The sequence below is a fragment of the Nitrosopumilus oxyclinae genome, from assembly GCF_013407165.1.
In the GTDB taxonomy this organism is placed as follows: Archaea; Thermoproteota; Nitrososphaeria; order Nitrososphaerales; family Nitrosopumilaceae; genus Nitrosopumilus; species Nitrosopumilus oxyclinae.
On the sequence record NZ_CP026994.1, the window covers coordinates 1,110,505 to 1,129,974 of the forward strand.

Consider the following 19,470-nt stretch of genomic DNA (forward strand, 5'->3'; position numbering starts at 1 on the left):
AACTATTCATTTTGTTTAGAGATTTTGGAATATTTTGAATCAGAAATAATCTGAGATGAGTGCATCTCATCAATTTTTAATTTAATTTGCTCAGATAGATATTCTGAGAGTTTCTTATCATACCCATCTTCATATTTTTTCTCAGGAGCATCTACTCGCTCAATAACTTTTTCTACAATTCGCTCTACAGGTTTCTCCTCAACAACTACAGGAACTCTATTCTTGAATTTTCTAAATCCAACAAAACCAATAATCAATATTGGAATTACAATCATCCCAATTACAAGCGAATAGTTTTTCTCAACTTTTGCAGAAACTGTAACTGGACCATCAATGAACACTTGAGCAGTATTTCCATCATATGTCACATCAGCACCCTCCCATTCAGATAATGAATTTAACACCAATCCATCTCCACCAGCATCAATACCAATAGGAACAGTAACTCCCTGTTCATACCAACCGCTTCCAGTGGTTTCACCAGAATCAGAAATTACATTAAGCTTGTACTGATATTCTGTAAAGAAATCTACCTGATGATACTCATTCAACACTATCGGTGGAGTAGTAAATGATGTAGAACCATCATCCTCAATTTCCCAAAACTCTGCCTTGTCCAATGACCAACCAGTTATCTCTTGTCGAACCTTGTTTGGTTCAATTTCACTAGTCTTTTGCACATTTACAGAGACTGAAGTTCCAGAATCAAACCAATTATCACTAGTTGGAGATGATGGAAGAAAAGAGTAATCATTTGTCCCCTCTACACTTAGAGCATATTGAGGAACTGCTGAAAACACAACACTGTGAGAAGAATCAGTGGGGATAGATAGTGTGAAGTCACCCCTAGCAGTTCTTGAGATCTTTACAGTTTCACCATCTAGAGTGTACGATACCAGATTGAATCGACTAGTCTCATCTTGAACCCATGAATGATTCTGAGATAAAGTAAATGTCTGCCCAGAAACCAATGGCACTTCATATGATGGAAGAAGATTATTTTCAAAACTCACCTTTAGAGTATTAGTGTTTGAGAATTGGGCATATACAAAATCATCTCCAGACATACCAATAGAGAAAAGTCCAAAAAAAACTAAACCAAAAATTATCAACTTCATGATTCAGATACCACCAATGCTTCAAGGCCAGAATATTTTGAATCTAATTTTTCATTAATTTGATCAAGAGATTTTTTGTAATCGCTGTTTAATGTCTCATATTTTCCACGAGGAATAACATCAGAGTCATAGTCTGAATGAAGTTTATTCAAAGATTGTTCATATCCATATTTTTTTGCTAATAATAAATAAAATTCATCAGATAGAGGCCACGTATTTTTTGGCAATTCATACACATCACCAATTGGCTGAGAACTCTCCCCTCTGAAACTATCAATTTCCTTAATTTTTTGGAATCTATATGCAGTCAAAATGTATCGAACATCATTTGATGCATATTTGAGTTTCTCAACTAATCCACATTTTAGAAGAGACTTTTCAATTGTTAATCTAACTAGATCTTGTTTTAACTTGTCATTCTCACCAGTAGTCTTTTGAGCAATTTGAGCGAGTTTTACCGGACCCATCTCCTCAGCAGTTAATTCAGAAATTGCAAAAAGGATTTTTTGAGTCAATAATTGATTTGAACTTTCTTCAAGATATTTGAAGCAATTTTCTTTGAGTTGTTTTATTTTCAAAATACGTGCAAAAAGATCTTCTTCACTGAGCAACTATAATCACCATATCTCCTAACATCTAACTCTAAAGGGAATAGACATATTATTTTTGATAAAATCTTGGTATTTTTTGGTCGATTTTTCAAATATAACATAATCAGCCTAGTTTAAAGGGGTCAAAATCATATCAAATCCATGAAAGCCAAATTTACCGGAAAATGTGTTGAATGTGGCGACGTCATAAAGGCCGGAAAAGAGATTCTAAAGAATTCTAAAGATCAATGGGTTCACAAAGCTTGCTGTGACTTGGAAGACGAATTACCATAATCAAGAACAAACCCAGTACAAATTAGTAATAAATTTTTTAAGCAACTTTGAACAAATGAGGATGGTATGAGTTCAAAATCAAGTATTTTGCTAATTGGAACAATTCTAACAGTATTAGGAGTCATGATGATTCCAGCAAGCAGTTCTGCAGAATCAAACCAAATTACAGTTACTCCAATTAATGAGGAGATTAGCTTGGAAAAAACAATTACAACGATGAATGTTCCTGAAGATAACAAACTACCATGGGGAACAGTTAGAGGGGATGCATCAGATGTTGCTGAAAGATACCCAGTAATCATTCAATTCTACAAGGGAGAAGATCCAGTGCACTTTGCACAAGTAGACACTAAAGGTGATGGCTCTTATGAATACAAATTCAGAGTTAGAAGTCTAGATTCCAATTCAGGAGAATTTGTAAATATCTTCAATGGAGATTATATTGTAAAAATTTACAAAGTAATCCCAAATTCCAATGATTTAGTTTAATCAATAAGGCATTCCAGATTCTCTTTGTTTAGATAGTGCAGACATGTACCATTCAAATTCTTTTAAGAATCTAGAAAATCGTCTATCATAATTTTCATCCAATAATTTTCCATCAGCATCAAATACCTCATGAACTTTAGAAATTGGAAGTTGTGAAGAAATTGCCAGAGTTCCCATCTCTGCCAATATTTGACGGAGATGGTTTCCAGCCGTAATGCCCCCAAATGCACCCACAGAATATGAAATAATTGCAGAAGGTTTGAAAAAATACTCTTCAAGAAAATAATCTAATGTATTTTTTAATGCTGATGAAACACTATGATTGTACTCTGGTGTGATTGGAACATACCCATCTGCTTCTTTGAGGATTTTTTGCAAATTTTGTAATTTTTCAGGAGGAGATTCCATCTCCTTGTACATCTTGTCAAGTATTGGCAAATCCAACTCTAGAGGATCCACAAGTGAAACATCATGACCTTTCTCTTTTAATTTTGATACAACCCATTTGGCTACTTTAATTCCATGTCGTTCAGATCTAACAGAACCTACAATGATTACAATTTTTGCCATGGGTAATCCACAATGAAACAAGATAAAAGATTTCTACTAAATTCAAATCCACATAATATTTCATAGAATTCATATACTGAATATCTAAATGAAGAGCTAGAAAATGAGTAAGAATTTTTGGCACGACATAGAATCAGGTAGTGATGTTCCTGAAATTATTAACGCCATTGTAGAGATTCCTAAAGGGTCTATGAACAAGTACGAATATGATAAAAAGCACAACATGATAAAATTAGACAGAGTATTATTTTCACCATTTCACTATCCAGGAGATTATGGATTAATCCCTCAAACATTATCTGATGATGGAGACCCACTTGATGCACTTGTACTAGTTACAAACCCAACATACCCAGGAATACTAATTGAAGCAAGACCAATAGGACTACTCCAAATGAAAGATGATGGAAAATTAGATGACAAAATTATTTGCGTTGCAACAAATGACCCACGTTATTTACACACTGCAGATATTACAGATATTGAAGACCATTACCGCTCAGAGATTGCACACTTTTTCCAAGTGTATAAAGACTTGGAAGGGAAAAAAGTAGAGATATTAGGATGGAAATCAGCTAAAGAAGCTAAAATCGTCATCATAGAATCAATAAAGAGATACAAAGACACTTTGAAAAAATATTAGTATGGCAAAAGAATGCGAACATTTTACTCAAGAAAGAAACGTATCTCAAAATACAAAAAACTGTCAAGAATGTGAAAAAGAACATCTGCCAATAGTTGCACTTAGAATGTGTTTAACGTGTGGACATGTTGGTTGCTGCGATTCATCAATTGGCAAACACGCAACTAAACATTTTGAAGATACAGGACATCCTGTAATGCAAGCAGTTCCAGAGAACATTTGGAAATGGTGCTACATACATGAAGAATATTTTCATTCAGAATAATTTGAGAGATTAGAAACTATTTTCTACGATTTTAATCGTAAACCATTAATTCTTTTTCTTCAAGTAATGCATGGATTTGGTTGACAGAGCGATGAACATCTTTTTCAAGTTTTGCTCCAACACACACCAATTTACCTGATGCAAAAATTAGAATTACAGTTTTTGGATCAAGCATTCTGTGAATTAGTCCTGGGAATTGTTCTGGTTCATACATACTTCTAGGAAGAGTTCTTGCAGCTTGCTCCAAGTTTACTTTACCACCAAGATTAATTGAAGATACAATATTTTGAATTGAAACTATAGGATCATTTTTAATTTTGATTTTGCCTTTTCTCAAGATTTTCACAACTTCAAAAACAGCAGTTTCTGCCAATTCTTGAGATTTAGCACCAGTACATACCATCTTTCCTGAGCCAAAGAGCAATGTAGCAGTCTTTGGGCTTTTTAGTCTGAATACTGCGCCTGGGAACTGTTCAGGATGATATTCAACTGCGGGGAATTTTTTAGTGATATCTACAAGGTCTAATTTTTGTTCAATTGTTGCAGAGGCTACAACGTTTACAATTGCAATGATAGGTTTAGTTTGAGTCATTTTTCTATTTTCCTCCCATCGTATCCATATTTTGGTCTAATCTTAAGCCTTTGTATCTATTTCTAATTGTTACTTCAGTTACATTTGCAGCTTCTGCAATATCTCGTTGAGTTTTATCCTCACCATTTTTTACACAAGACAAGTAAAGTGCTGCAGCTGCTAATCCCATAGGATCTTTTCCTGCAGATTCTTCATGTGCTTGTGCATCTTTGAGTACTTTAACTGCAAATCTTTTTGTCTTTTCTGTAATTCCAATAGAGCTTGCAATTCTTGCAACACATTGTACTGGATCAACTACAGGCATTTTTAGTTCCAACTCTTGATGTAAAATTCTATAGCATCTTGAAATATCTTTTTTCTTAATGTTACCTGCATCTGAAACATCTTTTAGAGTTCTTGGAGTTTCAGTATCTCTGCATGCAGCATATAATGATGCAGCAATTAATGCAGAGATGGAACGACCCTTTACAAGTCCTTTCTCTAATGCTTTTCTGTAAATGTAAGATGCTTTTTCAATAACTGCATCAGATAATGAAAGTTTGTCTTTTAATGTAGATAATTCACTTAATGCTTGTCTAAGATTTTTGTCAGAGGATGCATTTACTTTACTTCTGCTATCCCAAGTTCGTAGTCTTTCAATTGTACTCTTCATTGTAGATGTAAGTGGTTTTCCAGATGAGTCTTTATTCATAGGACTGATAATAGTTGCAAGTCCTCTATCATGCATTGCTAAAGATGTAGGAGCACCAGTTCTTGTTGGATCTGCTCCACCTTCTTTGGAAAAAGATCTCCATTCAGGTCCAGAATCTTGCAATGTCTCAGTTATGACATAACCACATTTTCCACAAAATCTTTCTCCTGTAACATTATCAGTTAACATGGAATTTTTTCCACATCGACCACAGGTCGAATCTGCATTGACAATTTCTAAAACCATAAAGATTACTCCTTTTGTGCTATTCATTTCCTATATAAACGACTTATTTACTGACTTTTTCAGAGATTGATCGAGCCTAGTTTTTAGGAACAAATCTTTTAAAAATTAAAATTTTACCAAAAATTCTAAAAAATTCTAAAAATAAGGAGGGCAGAAATAGTCTAATCCACATATTCATTTTTTAATAGTCACAAAACAGCAAACTCAGATGTCATCGTATCAGTTAGGTAAGTGGGATCTAACAGAACTAGTAAAAAATCCAAAAAGTCCTGCATTTCAAAAACAAATTAAAGAATTAGAAAAACAGGCAGAAAAATTCGAAAAGATCAAATCAAAACTAGATCCTAAAATGTCATCTAAACAATTTATGAATATTCTTCATCAAGTTGAAAAGATTTCAGAAAACATGAGCAGGATCGGAGGTTATGCATCACTATCATATTCTTCTGACACACAATCAGATGAAGCAACAGCACTAATGACTAAAATGTCAAAACTAGGTTCTGAAATATCAAACAAGATTTTATTTTTTGATTTGTGGTGGAAAACACAAGTGGATGATAAAAATGCCAAAAGACTCATGAAAGATGCAGGAGAGATTACAGAGTATCTTTCACATAAAAGATTATTTGCAAAATATGCACTAAGTGAACCTGAAGAACGTATCATAAACACATTAGATGTGACAGGAATATCTGCACTTGTAAAACTGTATGATAAAATTACAAATTCTTTTGAATATAAGATGAAAGTTGGAAACAAACTCAAAACAATGACAAGAGAAGAACTTACAAACTATGTTCGAAGTACAAATCCAAAAATTAGAGAAACAGCTTACAAAACAATTCTTTCAAAATATTCACAAAATAAAGGAGTGGTGGGAGAAATTTATCAAAATATCGTTCAGAATTGGAAAGATGAAGGAATAGAGATCAGAGGATATGAATCCCCAATATCAATGAGGAATATAGGAAATGATGTGGATGATAAAACTATAGACTCGCTACTTTCAGTTTGTAAAAAAAATTCACCAGTGTTTCAGAAATTCTTTGTTCAAAAAGCAAAGATGCTAAAGATGAAAAAGCTACGTAGGTATGATTTGTATGCCCCAGCAGCAGCCAACATTAAAGAAAAAAACTACTCTTATGATAAATCGGTAAAATTAGTTTTTGAGTCACTTGGTAAATTTAGTACTACATTAGAAGAACATGCACGCAAAGTATTCAATGAGAATCATATCGATTCAAGTGTAAGACCAGGAAAAAGAGACGGAGCATTTTGTAGTACTCTAACTCCTAAAATCACACCCTTCGTATTGGTAAATTTCACAGGCAAATCAAGGGATGTATTTACTTTGGCTCATGAATTAGGTCATGCAGTGCACAGCCAAGCTGCACAAGATAGATCTATTCTTGTTCAAGATGCACCTCTTCCTCTAGCTGAGACTGCATCAACTTTTTCAGAATTACTCCTATACGATAACCTATCAAACAAAATTTCAGATAATGAAAAAAAGGCAATGTTATCAGAAAAAATCGATGATCTGTATGCTACAATACTGAGACAATCATTTTTCACAATCTTTGAAGTTGACGCACATAAACAAATTGGAGAAGGCACCACAATAGATGAAATTTCAAAAACATATTTGAAAAATCTCAAAATTCAATTTGGTAATTCAGTTAGTTTATCAGATGACTTTGCAATAGAATGGAGTTGTATTCCTCATTTTTACCATACTCCGTTTTACTGTTATGCATATTCATTTGGAAATTTACTTGCATTATCATTGTTCCAGAGATACAAAAAAGAAGGCAAAGACTTTGTTCCAGCATATATCAATATTCTTGCAGCTGGAGGTTCTAAAAAACCAGAAAAACTTCTTTCAGAATATGGATTTGATATTACTAGTCCAAAATTCTGGCAAGAAGGATTTGATTATGTGAAAGATCAAGTAAAAACACTCTCTTCTTTGAATTAAATTTTAGAATAAATGGGGCCGACAGTCCAACGCATGGACTGCCGGCTTGTTCCCCGAACGGTTTGAATTCGATGTCAATTCAAAGACAAAGATTATCAGATTTAAACCTTTGAAATTATTTCAGGTCCAATTTTTTGGGTTTTATCTTTCTAATAGAGCCCGCAAGTATTCCTATAGTTATCCCTAACTGATATAGAAAATACAATAAAACTTCAAAAGTGCTAGGGGTAAGATCAGTGAAACGACTTACCGCAGTCAATACCAACAAAAGCGCACTGAAAAAGAAAATAAATCCTTTAGCGATACCAGTTAGATTTGTAAACTTCAATACAACAAAAGTCATCACAGTTACAGAAATTGCCAGTACAGTCAAAAATCCAGTATTCATCCCAAAAATCAAAAAAAGAGTAGATGCAAACTCAGCAGGAGAATTTGCAGATAAATTTGACAGACTCACTTTATCAGGGGAGGCAAATCTTGGAACACTCAAAATTGCATTTATTAAAAATAAAACAAACATGGTAATTGATACAGTTTTAACATGATTTTGTAGACGAGGGAATCTTACCAAAATTGCCCTACCAAGAATTATTCCTTGAAACAGACCAATTCCAAAAGCACTCAAAACTGCAATTAGTTGAATAACTGGATTAAGAAAAAGATCTACTAGAATTGGAATTAGTGCCATACTATCTAGATATTTGTATTAATGAGAATATTAGTTACCAGATAACATATTCTTAGTAAAAAATTAAAAAATATTACAATAATGAACAATATGAACAAAATAAGAGTAAATTTAATAATTTGATTTTAAAAAGGCAGTCAATGCAAAAAAAGATTCTTTTCTTTACATTAACCATACTGATAGGGGTTTCAACTAGTTTCACATATGCTCAAGAAATGAATCTTGCAACATTTCAAGAGAGTGCACAAGTAGTTGTAGATAGGAGTATATCTCAAAATGTTACAGCGTCAATAACTTTACAGAGTACCAGTATTCAAGAAATCAAAATTCCAACAGAGTTAGAACAGAGTATCAGAGATGATGATAGAATAACTGCAGTCATATTCACCAATCAAAATCAGTGTGTTCTAGGAGTAGTGGATCAATCATGTATTATGATTAATGTACAACGAAACATGGAGGATAGAGGCATCATTGCAATTCAAGACTCCACAAAAATGATTGCAGAAAAATACATTGGAGAAATCAATCAAATTTTTGATACAAATGCAGAATTTCATTCAGTTTTCGTACACACAGATGATAAAACAAACCAAGCCTTAGAAACATCAGGTGCAATTTCTGGAAAAGGAACAATTTCTGCAGTGTACACATTACCAATGGAGGACACCAATTCGATGTATGAAAAAGTATCAGCAATCTTAATTCCAAAAATAATCAGAGATGCAGGAGGATTTTATGATGTTGCAAAAAAAATGTCATCTGATGAAAATGCAAAAATGACATTTTCAATGATTCCTTTAGATTCAAAATCGCTTTTACAGCTAAGGTTATCAGTCATGTATCCAAACACGGCTTCAACAATATCAGAAATGAGCCCATTAGAATTTCTACAAATTGAAGAGATCAAAAGATCAGATTATTTTTCTACCGGATTTTATCCATTAAATTCAATTATTCAAGTAGTAATTTTATCACCTGAAAGTATCAGTATTTCAGATATTAAGGGGAATATAGTTCCAACACAAATTATCGATAATGAAAAAATTCCCACAGACATAAAAAAACAAGGATGGATTTTTGATCCTCAAGAAGGAGAAGTAATTCAAGGAAAATACATTTTTGGAGAAAAGACATCAATCAAAAAAGATGAATTAAAATTTTCTCTAGTAGGAGATGATATAGAAAATAAAAAAGTAGAAAATAAAAACATAGAATTAGATGAATCAATAGTAGTAGTAGTTATAATTACAATAGTTGCAATAGCTGCCGCATTGTTTTACCTTAAAGGATATAAAAAATAATTATAATAAAAGAACTGCCGCTGCAAAAACAGTCGTCCACTTTCCATCTTTGTCACCTTTTGTAGTTTGAGTAATGTTATGAGTTTTGTAAATTTCACCAGAAATTAACCATTGTTGTCTCTTTTCATTCCATGCTTTATCAGCATCAAAAGGAATTCCTAAAGAAGAAGCAAGCATTTGTGCTGCAATATCTTCAGCATAATCACCTGCTTGAACTTCATTTTGGCCAAAAGATTCGTATTCAGAAAGATATCCATATCTATCTTTATCCTTTGGTTGAGCAAGACCCACAGATGCTGCACATACTCTTTGCGGTTCATTTGTTTGATTTTTAGAATATATTGTAAATAGAATTTGTCCAGGGGAAATTTTTTTTAATCCTTCTTTTCTTGAAATTAATTTTGCCTTTGGCGGGAAAATACTTGAAATTAAAACAAGATTAGTACCAGCAATACCTGCATCTCGAAGGGCATATTCAAAACTAGTTAGTCGGTCTTCATGAACTCCTTTACCTTTTGTAAGAAACAAATTCTTCGCAACTAGATCTAGCATTTCTGAATTCATGATAGAGAGTTATTATTTATACTTTAATTGAACCAAAATCTTTAAAATTATTCTAAAAGTTGTTGAAAAATCTAATCGGTTTTTCTTTTCTTCTTTCGTTTATCAGGATCTTTTCGAGTCTGAGTTAGATAGATAAATGTGAAAAATGCGCCCAATCCAATATTTATCACACCCATGAATGTGATCATCATCTTAAATGAAGGAGGAGTAAAACCAGATAATCCGATAATTATACCAAGTATACCAGTTGTGAAAAACATAATCATCAAAAATTTAACTCTAGTTGGTTCGATGTACCTCATAACATGTGTCAAAATAGGGCATTATTATAAACTGACGGTGAATTTGATGATTTTAGAATAAAATCATTTTCTATTAACCACAGGTAACACTTTAAACCTTCAAAAAATTCATCCTACTTCGTGCCAATGTAGCTCAGCCTGGTAGAGCAATTGATTTGTAATCAATAGGTCATGGGTTCAGATCCCGTCATTGGCTTTTCATTTCTATATCACATCAAATCAAAGATTTGGCAATACGATTAAGTATACTATATTTTGATTTAATTAAAATGAGTTTAGATGATTCAGAAATAAATCACAATAATAATGAAAAAATTTCTGTGAAAAAATCTACGTTTAATGGATTACTCTTAGGAATAATAATCCTAGTTGGAGTTTCAGCATTCTTTGCAGGATCATACACATCAAATCTCAATTCAAACCAAATTTCAACAGAAGATCTTGATGAGGCCATGGCAAAACTAGAGCTAAAACTATTACAAAACCAATTACCTACTAAACAAGTAGCAGAACCAGTAAAAATTTCAATGGATGATGATCCAATTATAGGGAATCCGGATGCACCAATTACCATTATAGAGTTTTCAGACTTTCAGTGTCCATTTTGTGCAAGATTCCACATTCAAACATTACCACTACTATTGGAAGAATATATCGAATCAGGCAAAGTAAAATTAGTTTTTAGAGATTTCCCAATTCAAAGTATTCATCCAAATGCATTACCAGCATCAGTTGCAGCTGAATGCGCAAATGATCAAAACAAGTTTAGAGAAATGCACGATACATTATTTGAAAATCAAAATAACTGGAATAATCTAGAAACTATCGATGCGCTATCATTATTCAGTCAATATGCATCAGACATACAATTAGATCAAGAATCATTTGATTTGTGTCTTAATAGTGGAAAACACATCCCAGAAATTCAAAATGATCTTAATGATGGAAGAGATTATGGAGTTTCAGGAACACCTGGATTCTTTGTAGGAAATGATCAAATTGGATTTGTTGAATTAAAAGGAGCACAGCCATTTGAGAGTTTCAAAAAAGTAATTGATGCTCAACTAAATTCATAAAAAAATAACAAGCGTTTATTAGACCACAATCGGCATCAAGCATCAGAATAATGACGAGTGGGCAATGAGCTTTTTCGTCATTGCCAAAGAGTAAAAAATAAAATGACAAAATTTAAAGATCTAGGATTAAGCGACGACGTGCTGAAAGGAATTACTGATCAGGGGTTTGAAGATGCATTTCCAATTCAAGAAGCAGTAATCCCAGTTTTACTTTCAGGAAGAGATGTTGTGGGACAAGCACATACTGGTTCAGGAAAAACTGCAGCATTTGCATTATCAATGTTAGAAAAAATTCAACCTAAACAAGGAATTCAAGGTTTAATCATGGCACCAACAAGAGAATTGGCCATGCAAATCAGTGATGAAATCAAAAAATTTGGTAAACATACAGGAATTAGAATTGCAACAGTCTACGGAGGACAAGGAATGGGAATTCAATTAGATGCACTTCATAGAGGTGTTGAAATTGTTGTTGCCACTCCAGGTAGACTAATTGACCATCTCAAAAGAGGCTCAATTGAACTACGAGATATCTCTCACATTGTTCTTGATGAAGCAGATACAATGCTAGACATGGGATTTGTCGATGATATTTCATTTATTTTAGATTTAGCTCCTGAAGATAGAGTAATGTCATTGTTTTCAGCAACAATGCCAACTGAGATTTTAAGATTATCAGAAGAATATTTGAACAATCCAAAACAATTCTTACTGGATGCAGATGATCTTAGTGGAGAAGGAATAGACCAATCATATTTAGTAATTAAAGACCGTGACAAATTCAAGTATCTAATTGATTTCATCAAACCAGTCAAAGGACAAATCATCGTATTTTGTTCAACAAAATATAGAACCAGAGATGTTGCAAAATTCCTCCATCAAGAAAAATACAATGCAGTGGCAATTGAGGGAGACATGTCACAGCATAGAAGAGAACAATCTATGGGTAAATTTAGGAGCGGTAAAGCAGACATTCTTGTTGCAACAGATGTAGCTTCAAGAGGAATCGATGTACCTAGAGTAGAACTAGTAGTAAATTATGATGTGCCAAATCAAGAGATGGCATATTTTCATAGAATTGGAAGAACTGCAAGAGCTGGTGCAAAAGGAAGAGCAATCACATTTGTATCATATTCATCAGTAGGAGATTGGAATTTAGTCAAACGTCAAATCAAAGTTCCAATTACAGATTTAAATCAAGAAATGGGAATTCAAATTTCAATTCCAGACCCACTAAAAAGACAAACTCCATCAAGAAGATATGGAGGGCAATCAAGATCTAATTATTCCAGAGGCGGACGTTCTGGCGGATATGGAGGTTCTAGAGGAGGAGGCAATCCAAGAGACGATAGAAGTAGAAGAAGAAGTAGTGATAGAGATGGAAACAAAAATAGCTACGGCGGACGTAGTAGATGGTAATACTGTAAAACTTAAAGACAAGAACTACATAATTATTTTAAGATAAACCAATGCATAAAGGATTCATTTTATTAAATTGCGACTTGGGAGCAGAAGAATACATTGTTGATGAATTAAAACAAATGCAAGACATTAGCAATGCATATCTTACTTTTGGAGCATATGATGTGATTGCTGAAATTCAAACTAGCAATCAGGATGAATTTGAAAAAGTGATTGCGACTATTAGAAAACTCTCCAGAGTAGTCAGCACAATGACCCTAAACGTCATTGTTCCCGAATAATTGTTATATGAGTGAATTTAGGATTGTTTCAAATTGCAAAAAATTGATTATGAAGGAAAAGTTTGGGTACTAAATTACAACAACCCAGAGCCATTATTAGATCACGCCATCCACATGCTTGAAAGACACGGGGTCAAACGTGAAGATATGGAAATTACTGAAACCCCAATAGCTACTGTAGGCTCAATCGTAGTAGAAATTTGGCCATATGAACTAGTTATTGGAAGAGTCAGAACTACACGAAATGACTCTTTTATCAGCGGCACTGAATTTACAATTGAATTAAAGTTAGATGATGAAGGAAATTACATAGATTATCTTTGAAAAAAAATAAAATTCAAAATATCACTATTACTGCCATAGGGATCATCATTATCGCAGGTATTATTGCATATAATTATTCAGCAGAACAAACTAAACAGAAAGGGTTTCAATTTGGAAATGAGCTTGCTCAAATTCAACAAGAAGTGACAGAATTGCAGACAAAATTTTATTCTGAAAAAACACAGTGGGATGAAGGAGACATTACAAAAGAAGAACTACTAGAATACTATGATGAACATGTAGAAAAATTTGAAAATATTATTTCCAAATACGATAACTTGTCCACCCCAGAGTTGTTTGAAAGTTCAGTTGAATTGTTTAAGATATCATCTGAAACTCAATTAAAAAGCGATATTGAATATATTAAATGGATTAAAACCGGAGACGAATTAGCAAAGGTAAGATCAGATACTCAAATTCAAGAAGCATATGAGTATGAAAATTTAGGACTAGTAGAATTTCAATTAGCTAAATCAGGAATAATAGAATTTGATGAGGCAGGCAAGTTTTCACCTCCAGATAAAGTACTAAAACAAAAAGTAATTCAAATCTCAGAGAATATGAAAAACAAATGCGACTTGGAATTCAAAAACGAAATGGATGAATTTGATTCAAATGAGATTGAAGTAGAGTGGTTTAATTGTTTTAATGAGGCTGAAAAGTGGAAAAAAGATCATTTACCATAGATTTTGAAATTTTACAGCAAGTCAGATTTTTGTAAATTATCCATTGTATCAGAAAGTTCTTCAAGTAGGGCCTTATTTTCAAGAGGCGTTGGTTTTGAGAATTTTTTCTGAAACGCTATAGTAAGCATGTCTTGATCAGTGTGAGATATTCTTACAGAATGCCAATCATAATTCATTTCAGACAAAAATAATTTCCATTTTTGTAAATGCTCATTGACACGATTTACTTGAGATTCTACATTAGTTATTGTAGTATCCAAATCAGTGTCAAACAATCTAAATTTGACAAGAGGAACCATAATTATACCTCCTAAAATCTTATCATGATTTTTTAACATGGAAGCAACGATTTCTTCAGAATTTGCTTTTGGAAATATATCCCCATAATCAGGATCAAAATATCCCGCAATGAGTTTTTTAGAATCATATATTCTAAAATAACCTTCATCGGATTCTAATTTCCACAACATCTTGTAAAGAGTTCATGAATAAATAAACGATTAATCAAAGACAATTAAATAAACTAGGAAATAAATAAAATAGCAATGGTAATTTCCAAAGAAAATAAAGATTTCATAGATAGTTTAATTGATTATTACATTAGTGAATCAGAATCATATAAACAGATAGCAGAGAATTTTATTCCCGAAATAGAATCAATTCCAGATACAGCATTTGGAATTATTACAGGATGTGTGTATTCTGGATTTTTGCAGGCATATCAGAATCAACAGGAAACTCCAAGCTTAGAGGACATGAGGGAATTCAATCAAATAATAAAAGATAGAGCAGCACAAATCAAGAAATCAATCATTGACCCTCCAAAGGTAGAATCAACATCTAATGAAGCAAAAATCACGCCTGAAGATACAGATTCTGAAGATTAATCATAATGAAAAAGAATGCCCAAGTGGGCATTCTTTATGACTCCTGTTGGACTGGTTGTACTATCGCAGATGTATGAATACCATTAGTATGCGATATCAAATATTAGCAAATTTCTATTAAAACACTTACGTAGAAATCATCAGTAAGCAGATTCTTTAAAAAATCAGCATAGTTTAATTCCAACTATCATAAATGAAATCCATGAACGTTGATGGAAGTAAGATAATTTTTTTCATGGGAGTTGCTGCTGCCGTAGTGACTGCAGGTGTAGTATTGTACTTTGCAATTCGGTAAAGATAAATCATCAAAGAAATAAAGTGTTGTAATGTCAGCTACAAATGAATTCAAAATTACACAAATAGTAGACAATGGTCAAATGATTCAATTAACTTTGATTGAAAACATTACAACAGAGCCTATTTCACAGCAACAAATGATCATGGAAAATGTTGCAAAAAATTTAGATTCAGAAACTAAAGAACAAGTCATGCCATTATTAGAAGCAATTCTACAAGCACAACCTAAAGTAAATATCAAATCATATCAACAAACTCAGATGACAATAGCAATGCCAAGATCAAGATATGACAGTATGGGAAGGCCTCAAGTTGGGAATATCATTGCTACAGATTTGAAGAAAATCTAAAGATTTGAATTTATTTCTTCAAGAGTATGTAGAGGTAAGGAGCAAGTGAAATCCTTACAAACATAAACACTAGTTTTATCTCCAAATAATTTACCTGCAAAAAATGGATATTTTGCAAGAGAATCCAGTTGAGCAGAATTTTGAATGGTAATCAAAATTGAATTGGGCAAATAATCTAAATGAAGAGATTTTCGTATTTCAGAATTTTCAGTGTTAATCAAAGTAATTTCTACAGGTTTTTGAATATACATTGAAATTGTATTTAGTAGATATCCAAATCCAAATGGGTTTTCAGCCGCAATTTGTGCCTGAGATTCCATTATTTTAGTAGTGATTTCAAGAAATGTTTTTTCTTGAGATAGATGGTATAATCTAAGCATGATAAAGGCAGATACAGAATTTCCAGAAGGTAGTGATAAATCATAATTACTCTTGGGGCGGATAATCAATTTTTCATGATCATCAGAAGTCATAAAGAAACTATTATTTTCTGAATCCCAGAAATGGTTCACTAAATGATGTCCTAATTTTATAGATAATTTTAGATATTTTTCATCAGGTTCAATTTCAAAGACATCCAGTAATGCATTTACAAAATAAGAATAATCTTCCAAATAACCATCAATTTTTGCAACTCCATTTTTGTAAGTCCGTAATAATTTCTCATCTATCAAAAGTTTTTGCTCTATGAAAGAAATGCAGTTCTTTGCAGCATCAAGATATCTTTGATCTCCAGTTACTCGATAGCCTTTTGCAAATGCTGTTATCATTAATGAATTCCATGAAACCAATACTTTGTCATCTAATCCAGGGGGAACTCTAGCTGAACGTACTTTGAGTAATTTTTCTGAGCAAGATTTTAAAACTTCTCTAACCTCAGATTCTGATTTTCCAAAGTTGAAAGCAACTGTGGATATGTTAAGATTATTACATAAAATATTATTTCCCTCCCAATTTCCTCCATCAGTTACGTCATAGTATAAACAAAATAGATCTGCATCACTTCCTAGGATTTCTTTAATTTCACTTTTTTTCCACACATAGAATTTCCCCTCTATACCTTCAGAGTCTGCATCATATGCAGAATAAAATCCACCTTCAGGGGAAGTCATATCACGTAAAACAAAATCAAGTGTTTTTTTCAAAACATCAAGATAAAAAGGATCTTTAGTTATCTGATATGCTTCAGCATAGTTTACAGGGATTAGTGCATTGTCATAAAGCATTTTTTCAAAATGAGGAACCAACCATTTTGCATCAGTAGAATATCTGGAAAAACCACCTCCTATTTGATCAAAGATGCCCCCATTTGCCATTTTTTTGAGAGTTTTGAGCGCAAATTCATTGAATTTTCCCAATCCAGATAGTTTTGCATACCTAAACAAAAATGACACATTTGCAGCATTTGGAAATTTTGGTGCAGAACCAAATCCACCATAAGTTGCATCTCCTAATTGAAACAAGTTCATAGCTGCCTCATCAAGAATTGCTCTCTCTAATTTTGAAGGAGTTTGAATTGTTTCAGTTTTTTGTAATGCACCAATAAACTTCTCAGCGGATTTTTCGATATCTTTTGGTTTTTCTGTCCATGCTTGTGAGAGTTGTCTACAAATGCTGCCAAATCCAGGACGTCCGTATGAATCCAAAACAGGAAAATAAGTTCCAATATAGAACGGTTTTTGATCAGGAGTAAGGAAAATGCTCAACGGCCAACCACCCTGGCCAGTAGCTATTTGGCAAACTTTTTGATAAATATCATCAATGTCAGGTCTCTCTTCTCTGTCGACTTTTATGTTAATGAAATGCTCGTTCATAAATTCAGCCACGTCTTCATTTTCAAAAGATTCATGAGCCATAACATGGCACCAATGGCAAGCGCTGTATCCAATGCTTAAGAAAATAGGTTTGTTTTCATCTTTTGCTTTTTTTAAGGACTCATTATTCCAGCCATACCAGTTAACAGGGTTATGTGCATGTTGAAGTAAGTAGGGACTACTTTCATGAATGAGATTATTTTCTACCACAATTCATCAACACTGCTTGAATATTTGTACCTAGTTGACATTATGTTAATTCCAGATTCCTTTTCCTTCAGTTAATTCATAAATTCTAACGTTAATTCTTGCTAGCAATTTGACTTTTGATTTATGTGCTTTTTTATCATGACTGTAATCTTTTTTTTCAACTAGTTCTTGTAATCTTTTTAATTGCTCAAGAGTCAGTTTTTTGAATTCATGTTTAGAACTTGTGATAAGTTGTAATAATTTAACTCTCTCACGGTCTTCATCAGTAATTTCAGCCATAGGTATAATTTTTTAATTTTGCAAATAAATCTTAGCGTAAAAGCAAGATTGGCCTATTACTTAGGATAGACCAACCTCTGACCATTGGATTTATCAGATTGATGATAATTTCAACACCCATTGGGTATTCAATTTAGAAGAATAATCCCATAACAATCTAAGAATAATTTGAACATGCTGAAATACAGCGATTAAGAATATTCTCTTTTTCTACGATATGCACCACATTTAGTGCATGGTTTTTTCTTTTGACCTTGAATTGTTAATTCCAAAGGAGTACCACAATCCAAACATGATTCACTGATACTTTCAGACATGAACTCTCAGATACTGTGAGCACTTAAGCTTATAGATCATGAACTAGATTTTTGGAATTGGCTACATGTATTGTAAGAATAAAAATTACGAATGTTAAAATTTCGTAATAGAATATCAAATTTATGGAAAAAATGCGCGCAATGGTACTTTCAGAATGTGCTAAAATTGAAACAAATCCCTTGAAACTTACACAAATTGATAAACATCAAATTAAAAGATCAAATGAAATTTTATTAAAAATTGAGGCCTGTGGGGTTTGTCATTCACAACTTCATGGAATTGAGGGAGACTGGAAAGATATCGGCATTCCACCAACACTTCCAACAGTTCCGGGTCACGAAGTGGTTGGAAAAGTGGTTCAGATCGGAGATAAAGTTACTAAATTTAAAATTGGAGACAGAGCAGGGATAACTCCTCTTTTAGAAGCATGTAAAGAATGTCAATATTGTAAAGAAGGAAAAGAGTACCTTTGTGAATCATCAATTATCACAGGAGAGTCTTTCAAAGGAGGTTACACAGAATACATTACAGTTGTAGAAGACTATGCAACCAAAGTACCAGACAATATGAGGGCAGAGTATGCTGCACCGTTATTTTGTGCAGGCATTACAGCATACAAAGCAGTAAAGGCCGCAGAACCAAAACTAAATAAAAAAATTGGAATTTTTGGAATCGGAGGAGTAGGACACATGGCAATTCAGTTTGCCAAAGTAGAAAATTGTAAAGTTATTGCATTTTCAAGATCACAGAAACATCTTGATGTTGCTAAAAGATTAGGGGCATCAGATGCAATGGTGTTTTCTGAAAAGCAAGAAAAGTTTCTAGACACATTAAAAGAAAAACATGGTACACTAGATGCTGCCATAGTGTTTGCCCCAGCAGATATAGTCACAGATACTGCAATAAAATCAGTAAAGAAGGGAGGATTAATTGTGATTGCAACTGTTGGTGAGAATCCATCATTTATGCCATTTGAAGAGAAAACAATCCGTGGAACTTTGATTGGTTCTACAAAAGATATGGAGCAAGTAATCAAGATATGCGATGAAGAGAATCTTGAAGTGATTACTCAGATTTTTCCATTAGAGCAAGCAAATCAAGCACTCAAAAAATTAAAAGATTCTGAAATTGAAGCAAGAGCAGTTTTAATCCCTTAATTCTTGGCTTAAATATTAGAAAAGAATGTTTG

At 33.0% G+C, this 19,470-nt stretch carries 26 protein-coding genes and 1 tRNA gene; 16 read left to right on the forward strand and 11 right to left on the reverse strand.

Features of this window, described 5'->3' with window-relative positions; translation table 11 throughout:
- Positions 1 to 2: 2 nt before the first annotated feature.
- Positions 3 to 1,118 (reverse strand): hypothetical protein, encoded by a 1,116-nt coding sequence (locus C5F49_RS06660; RefSeq protein ID WP_179362222.1) that lies wholly within the window; start codon positions 1,116 to 1,118, stop codon positions 3 to 5.
- Complete coding sequence (locus C5F49_RS06665; RefSeq protein ID WP_179362223.1) at positions 1,115 to 1,729, reverse strand: hypothetical protein; 615 nt, start codon at positions 1,727 to 1,729, stop codon at positions 1,115 to 1,117. The genes C5F49_RS06660 and C5F49_RS06665 overlap by 4 nt, the downstream gene beginning before the upstream one ends.
- A gap of 141 nt (positions 1,730 to 1,870) precedes the next feature.
- Here C5F49_RS06665 and C5F49_RS09735 point away from each other — a divergent pair, with 141 nt between their 5' ends.
- The gene (locus C5F49_RS09735) at positions 1,871 to 2,002 is read left to right on the forward strand and encodes a hypothetical protein (RefSeq protein ID WP_281361107.1); all 132 of its coding nucleotides are present in this window, start codon (positions 1,871 to 1,873) and stop codon (positions 2,000 to 2,002) included.
- Between the two features lie 66 nt (positions 2,003 to 2,068).
- The gene (locus C5F49_RS06670) at positions 2,069 to 2,491 is read left to right on the forward strand and encodes a hypothetical protein (RefSeq protein WP_179362224.1); all 423 of its coding nucleotides are present in this window, start codon (positions 2,069 to 2,071) and stop codon (positions 2,489 to 2,491) included.
- Here the strand turns inward: C5F49_RS06670 and C5F49_RS06675 are convergent, their stop codons facing one another.
- Complete coding sequence (locus C5F49_RS06675) at positions 2,492 to 3,061, reverse strand: NADPH-dependent FMN reductase (RefSeq protein ID WP_179362225.1); 570 nt, start codon at positions 3,059 to 3,061, stop codon at positions 2,492 to 2,494. It abuts the gene before it with no gap.
- A 103-nt stretch (positions 3,062 to 3,164) separates the two neighbouring features.
- Here C5F49_RS06675 and C5F49_RS06680 point away from each other — a divergent pair, with 103 nt between their 5' ends.
- Positions 3,165 to 3,704: an inorganic diphosphatase gene (locus C5F49_RS06680; RefSeq protein WP_179362226.1), complete on the forward strand. Its 540-nt coding sequence runs from the start codon at positions 3,165 to 3,167 to the stop codon at positions 3,702 to 3,704.
- A gap of 1 nt (position 3,705) precedes the next feature.
- Positions 3,706 to 3,969, forward strand: a complete 264-nt coding sequence (locus C5F49_RS06685; RefSeq protein WP_179362227.1) for a UBP-type zinc finger domain-containing protein — start codon at positions 3,706 to 3,708, stop codon at positions 3,967 to 3,969.
- A gap of 31 nt (positions 3,970 to 4,000) precedes the next feature.
- Here the strand turns inward: C5F49_RS06685 and C5F49_RS06690 are convergent, their stop codons facing one another.
- Both C5F49_RS06690 and C5F49_RS06695 read right to left on the reverse strand, forming a co-directional pair.
- A complete protein-coding gene (locus C5F49_RS06690) occupies positions 4,001 to 4,561 on the reverse strand; it encodes a TATA-box-binding protein (protein ID WP_179362228.1) in 561 nt (186 codons plus the stop codon).
- Between the two features lie 4 nt (positions 4,562 to 4,565).
- Complete coding sequence (locus tag C5F49_RS06695; RefSeq protein ID WP_179362229.1) at positions 4,566 to 5,498, reverse strand: transcription initiation factor IIB; 933 nt, start codon at positions 5,496 to 5,498, stop codon at positions 4,566 to 4,568.
- 208 nt (positions 5,499 to 5,706) lie between these two features.
- Between C5F49_RS06695 and C5F49_RS06700 the strand changes: the two genes are divergently transcribed.
- The 3 genes from C5F49_RS06700 (at position 5,707) to C5F49_RS06710 (ending at position 9,471) form a co-directional block, all read left to right on the forward strand.
- Entirely contained in the window at positions 5,707 to 7,479 is a 1,773-nt protein-coding gene (locus C5F49_RS06700; RefSeq protein ID WP_179362230.1) for a M3 family oligoendopeptidase, read from the forward strand.
- Between the two features lie 236 nt (positions 7,480 to 7,715).
- The gene (locus C5F49_RS06705; protein ID WP_179362231.1) at positions 7,716 to 8,024 is read left to right on the forward strand and encodes a hypothetical protein; all 309 of its coding nucleotides are present in this window, start codon (positions 7,716 to 7,718) and stop codon (positions 8,022 to 8,024) included.
- A 283-nt stretch (positions 8,025 to 8,307) separates the two neighbouring features.
- Positions 8,308 to 9,471 (forward strand): hypothetical protein, encoded by a 1,164-nt coding sequence (locus C5F49_RS06710; RefSeq protein ID WP_179362232.1) that lies wholly within the window; start codon positions 8,308 to 8,310, stop codon positions 9,469 to 9,471.
- Here the strand turns inward: C5F49_RS06710 and C5F49_RS06715 are convergent, their stop codons facing one another.
- Positions 9,472 to 10,023 carry a pyruvoyl-dependent arginine decarboxylase gene (locus C5F49_RS06715; RefSeq protein WP_179362233.1) on the reverse strand — a complete coding sequence of 184 codons (552 nt, stop codon included), beginning with the start codon at positions 10,021 to 10,023 and terminating at the stop codon, positions 9,472 to 9,474.
- Between the two features lie 83 nt (positions 10,024 to 10,106).
- Positions 10,107 to 10,337 (reverse strand): hypothetical protein, encoded by a 231-nt coding sequence (locus C5F49_RS06720; RefSeq protein WP_179362234.1) that lies wholly within the window; start codon positions 10,335 to 10,337, stop codon positions 10,107 to 10,109.
- Positions 10,338 to 10,459: 122 nt separating this feature from the next.
- Here C5F49_RS06720 and C5F49_RS06725 point away from each other — a divergent pair.
- The 6 genes from C5F49_RS06725 (at position 10,460) to C5F49_RS06750 (ending at position 14,126) form a co-directional block, all read left to right on the forward strand.
- A tRNA-Thr gene (locus C5F49_RS06725) sits at positions 10,460 to 10,533 on the forward strand.
- A gap of 73 nt (positions 10,534 to 10,606) precedes the next feature.
- Positions 10,607 to 11,413 (forward strand): DsbA family protein, encoded by an 807-nt coding sequence (locus C5F49_RS06730; RefSeq protein ID WP_179362235.1) that lies wholly within the window; start codon positions 10,607 to 10,609, stop codon positions 11,411 to 11,413.
- 102 nt (positions 11,414 to 11,515) lie between these two features.
- Positions 11,516 to 12,832 carry a DEAD/DEAH box helicase gene (locus C5F49_RS06735; RefSeq protein WP_179362236.1) on the forward strand — a complete coding sequence of 439 codons (1,317 nt, stop codon included), beginning with the start codon at positions 11,516 to 11,518 and terminating at the stop codon, positions 12,830 to 12,832.
- 50 nt (positions 12,833 to 12,882) lie between these two features.
- A complete protein-coding gene (locus C5F49_RS06740; protein WP_179362237.1) occupies positions 12,883 to 13,116 on the forward strand; it encodes an Lrp/AsnC ligand binding domain-containing protein in 234 nt (77 codons plus the stop codon).
- Positions 13,117 to 13,149: 33 nt separating this feature from the next.
- Positions 13,150 to 13,440: a hypothetical protein gene (locus tag C5F49_RS06745; protein WP_179362238.1), complete on the forward strand. Its 291-nt coding sequence runs from the start codon at positions 13,150 to 13,152 to the stop codon at positions 13,438 to 13,440.
- Positions 13,437 to 14,126, forward strand: a complete 690-nt coding sequence (locus tag C5F49_RS06750; RefSeq protein WP_179362239.1) for a hypothetical protein — start codon at positions 13,437 to 13,439, stop codon at positions 14,124 to 14,126. The genes C5F49_RS06745 and C5F49_RS06750 overlap by 4 nt, the downstream gene beginning before the upstream one ends.
- Before the next feature lie 11 nt (positions 14,127 to 14,137).
- On the opposite strand, the gene C5F49_RS06755 is transcribed toward C5F49_RS06750, so the two are convergent.
- The gene (locus C5F49_RS06755; protein ID WP_179362240.1) at positions 14,138 to 14,596 is read right to left on the reverse strand and encodes a hypothetical protein; all 459 of its coding nucleotides are present in this window, start codon (positions 14,594 to 14,596) and stop codon (positions 14,138 to 14,140) included.
- 75 nt (positions 14,597 to 14,671) lie between these two features.
- Between C5F49_RS06755 and C5F49_RS06760 the strand changes: the two genes are divergently transcribed.
- Both C5F49_RS06760 and C5F49_RS06765 read left to right on the forward strand, forming a co-directional pair.
- Complete coding sequence (locus C5F49_RS06760) at positions 14,672 to 15,013, forward strand: hypothetical protein (protein ID WP_179362241.1); 342 nt, start codon at positions 14,672 to 14,674, stop codon at positions 15,011 to 15,013.
- A gap of 326 nt (positions 15,014 to 15,339) precedes the next feature.
- Complete coding sequence (locus tag C5F49_RS06765; RefSeq protein WP_179362242.1) at positions 15,340 to 15,660, forward strand: hypothetical protein; 321 nt, start codon at positions 15,340 to 15,342, stop codon at positions 15,658 to 15,660.
- On the opposite strand, the gene C5F49_RS06770 is transcribed toward C5F49_RS06765, so the two are convergent.
- From C5F49_RS06770 to C5F49_RS09740, 3 genes are all read right to left on the reverse strand, one after another.
- Entirely contained in the window at positions 15,657 to 17,684 is a 2,028-nt protein-coding gene (locus C5F49_RS06770; RefSeq protein WP_179362243.1) for a thioredoxin domain-containing protein, read from the reverse strand. The genes C5F49_RS06765 and C5F49_RS06770 overlap by 4 nt on opposite strands.
- 45 nt (positions 17,685 to 17,729) lie before the next feature.
- A complete protein-coding gene (locus C5F49_RS06775; protein ID WP_179362244.1) occupies positions 17,730 to 17,963 on the reverse strand; it encodes a hypothetical protein in 234 nt (77 codons plus the stop codon).
- Between the two features lie 191 nt (positions 17,964 to 18,154).
- Positions 18,155 to 18,280 carry a hypothetical protein gene (locus tag C5F49_RS09740; RefSeq protein ID WP_281361109.1) on the reverse strand — a complete coding sequence of 42 codons (126 nt, stop codon included), beginning with the start codon at positions 18,278 to 18,280 and terminating at the stop codon, positions 18,155 to 18,157.
- 123 nt (positions 18,281 to 18,403) lie between these two features.
- Here C5F49_RS09740 and C5F49_RS06780 point away from each other — a divergent pair, with 123 nt between their 5' ends.
- Positions 18,404 to 19,438 (forward strand): alcohol dehydrogenase catalytic domain-containing protein, encoded by a 1,035-nt coding sequence (locus tag C5F49_RS06780; RefSeq protein ID WP_179362245.1) that lies wholly within the window; start codon positions 18,404 to 18,406, stop codon positions 19,436 to 19,438.
- Positions 19,439 to 19,470 lie beyond the last annotated feature (32 nt).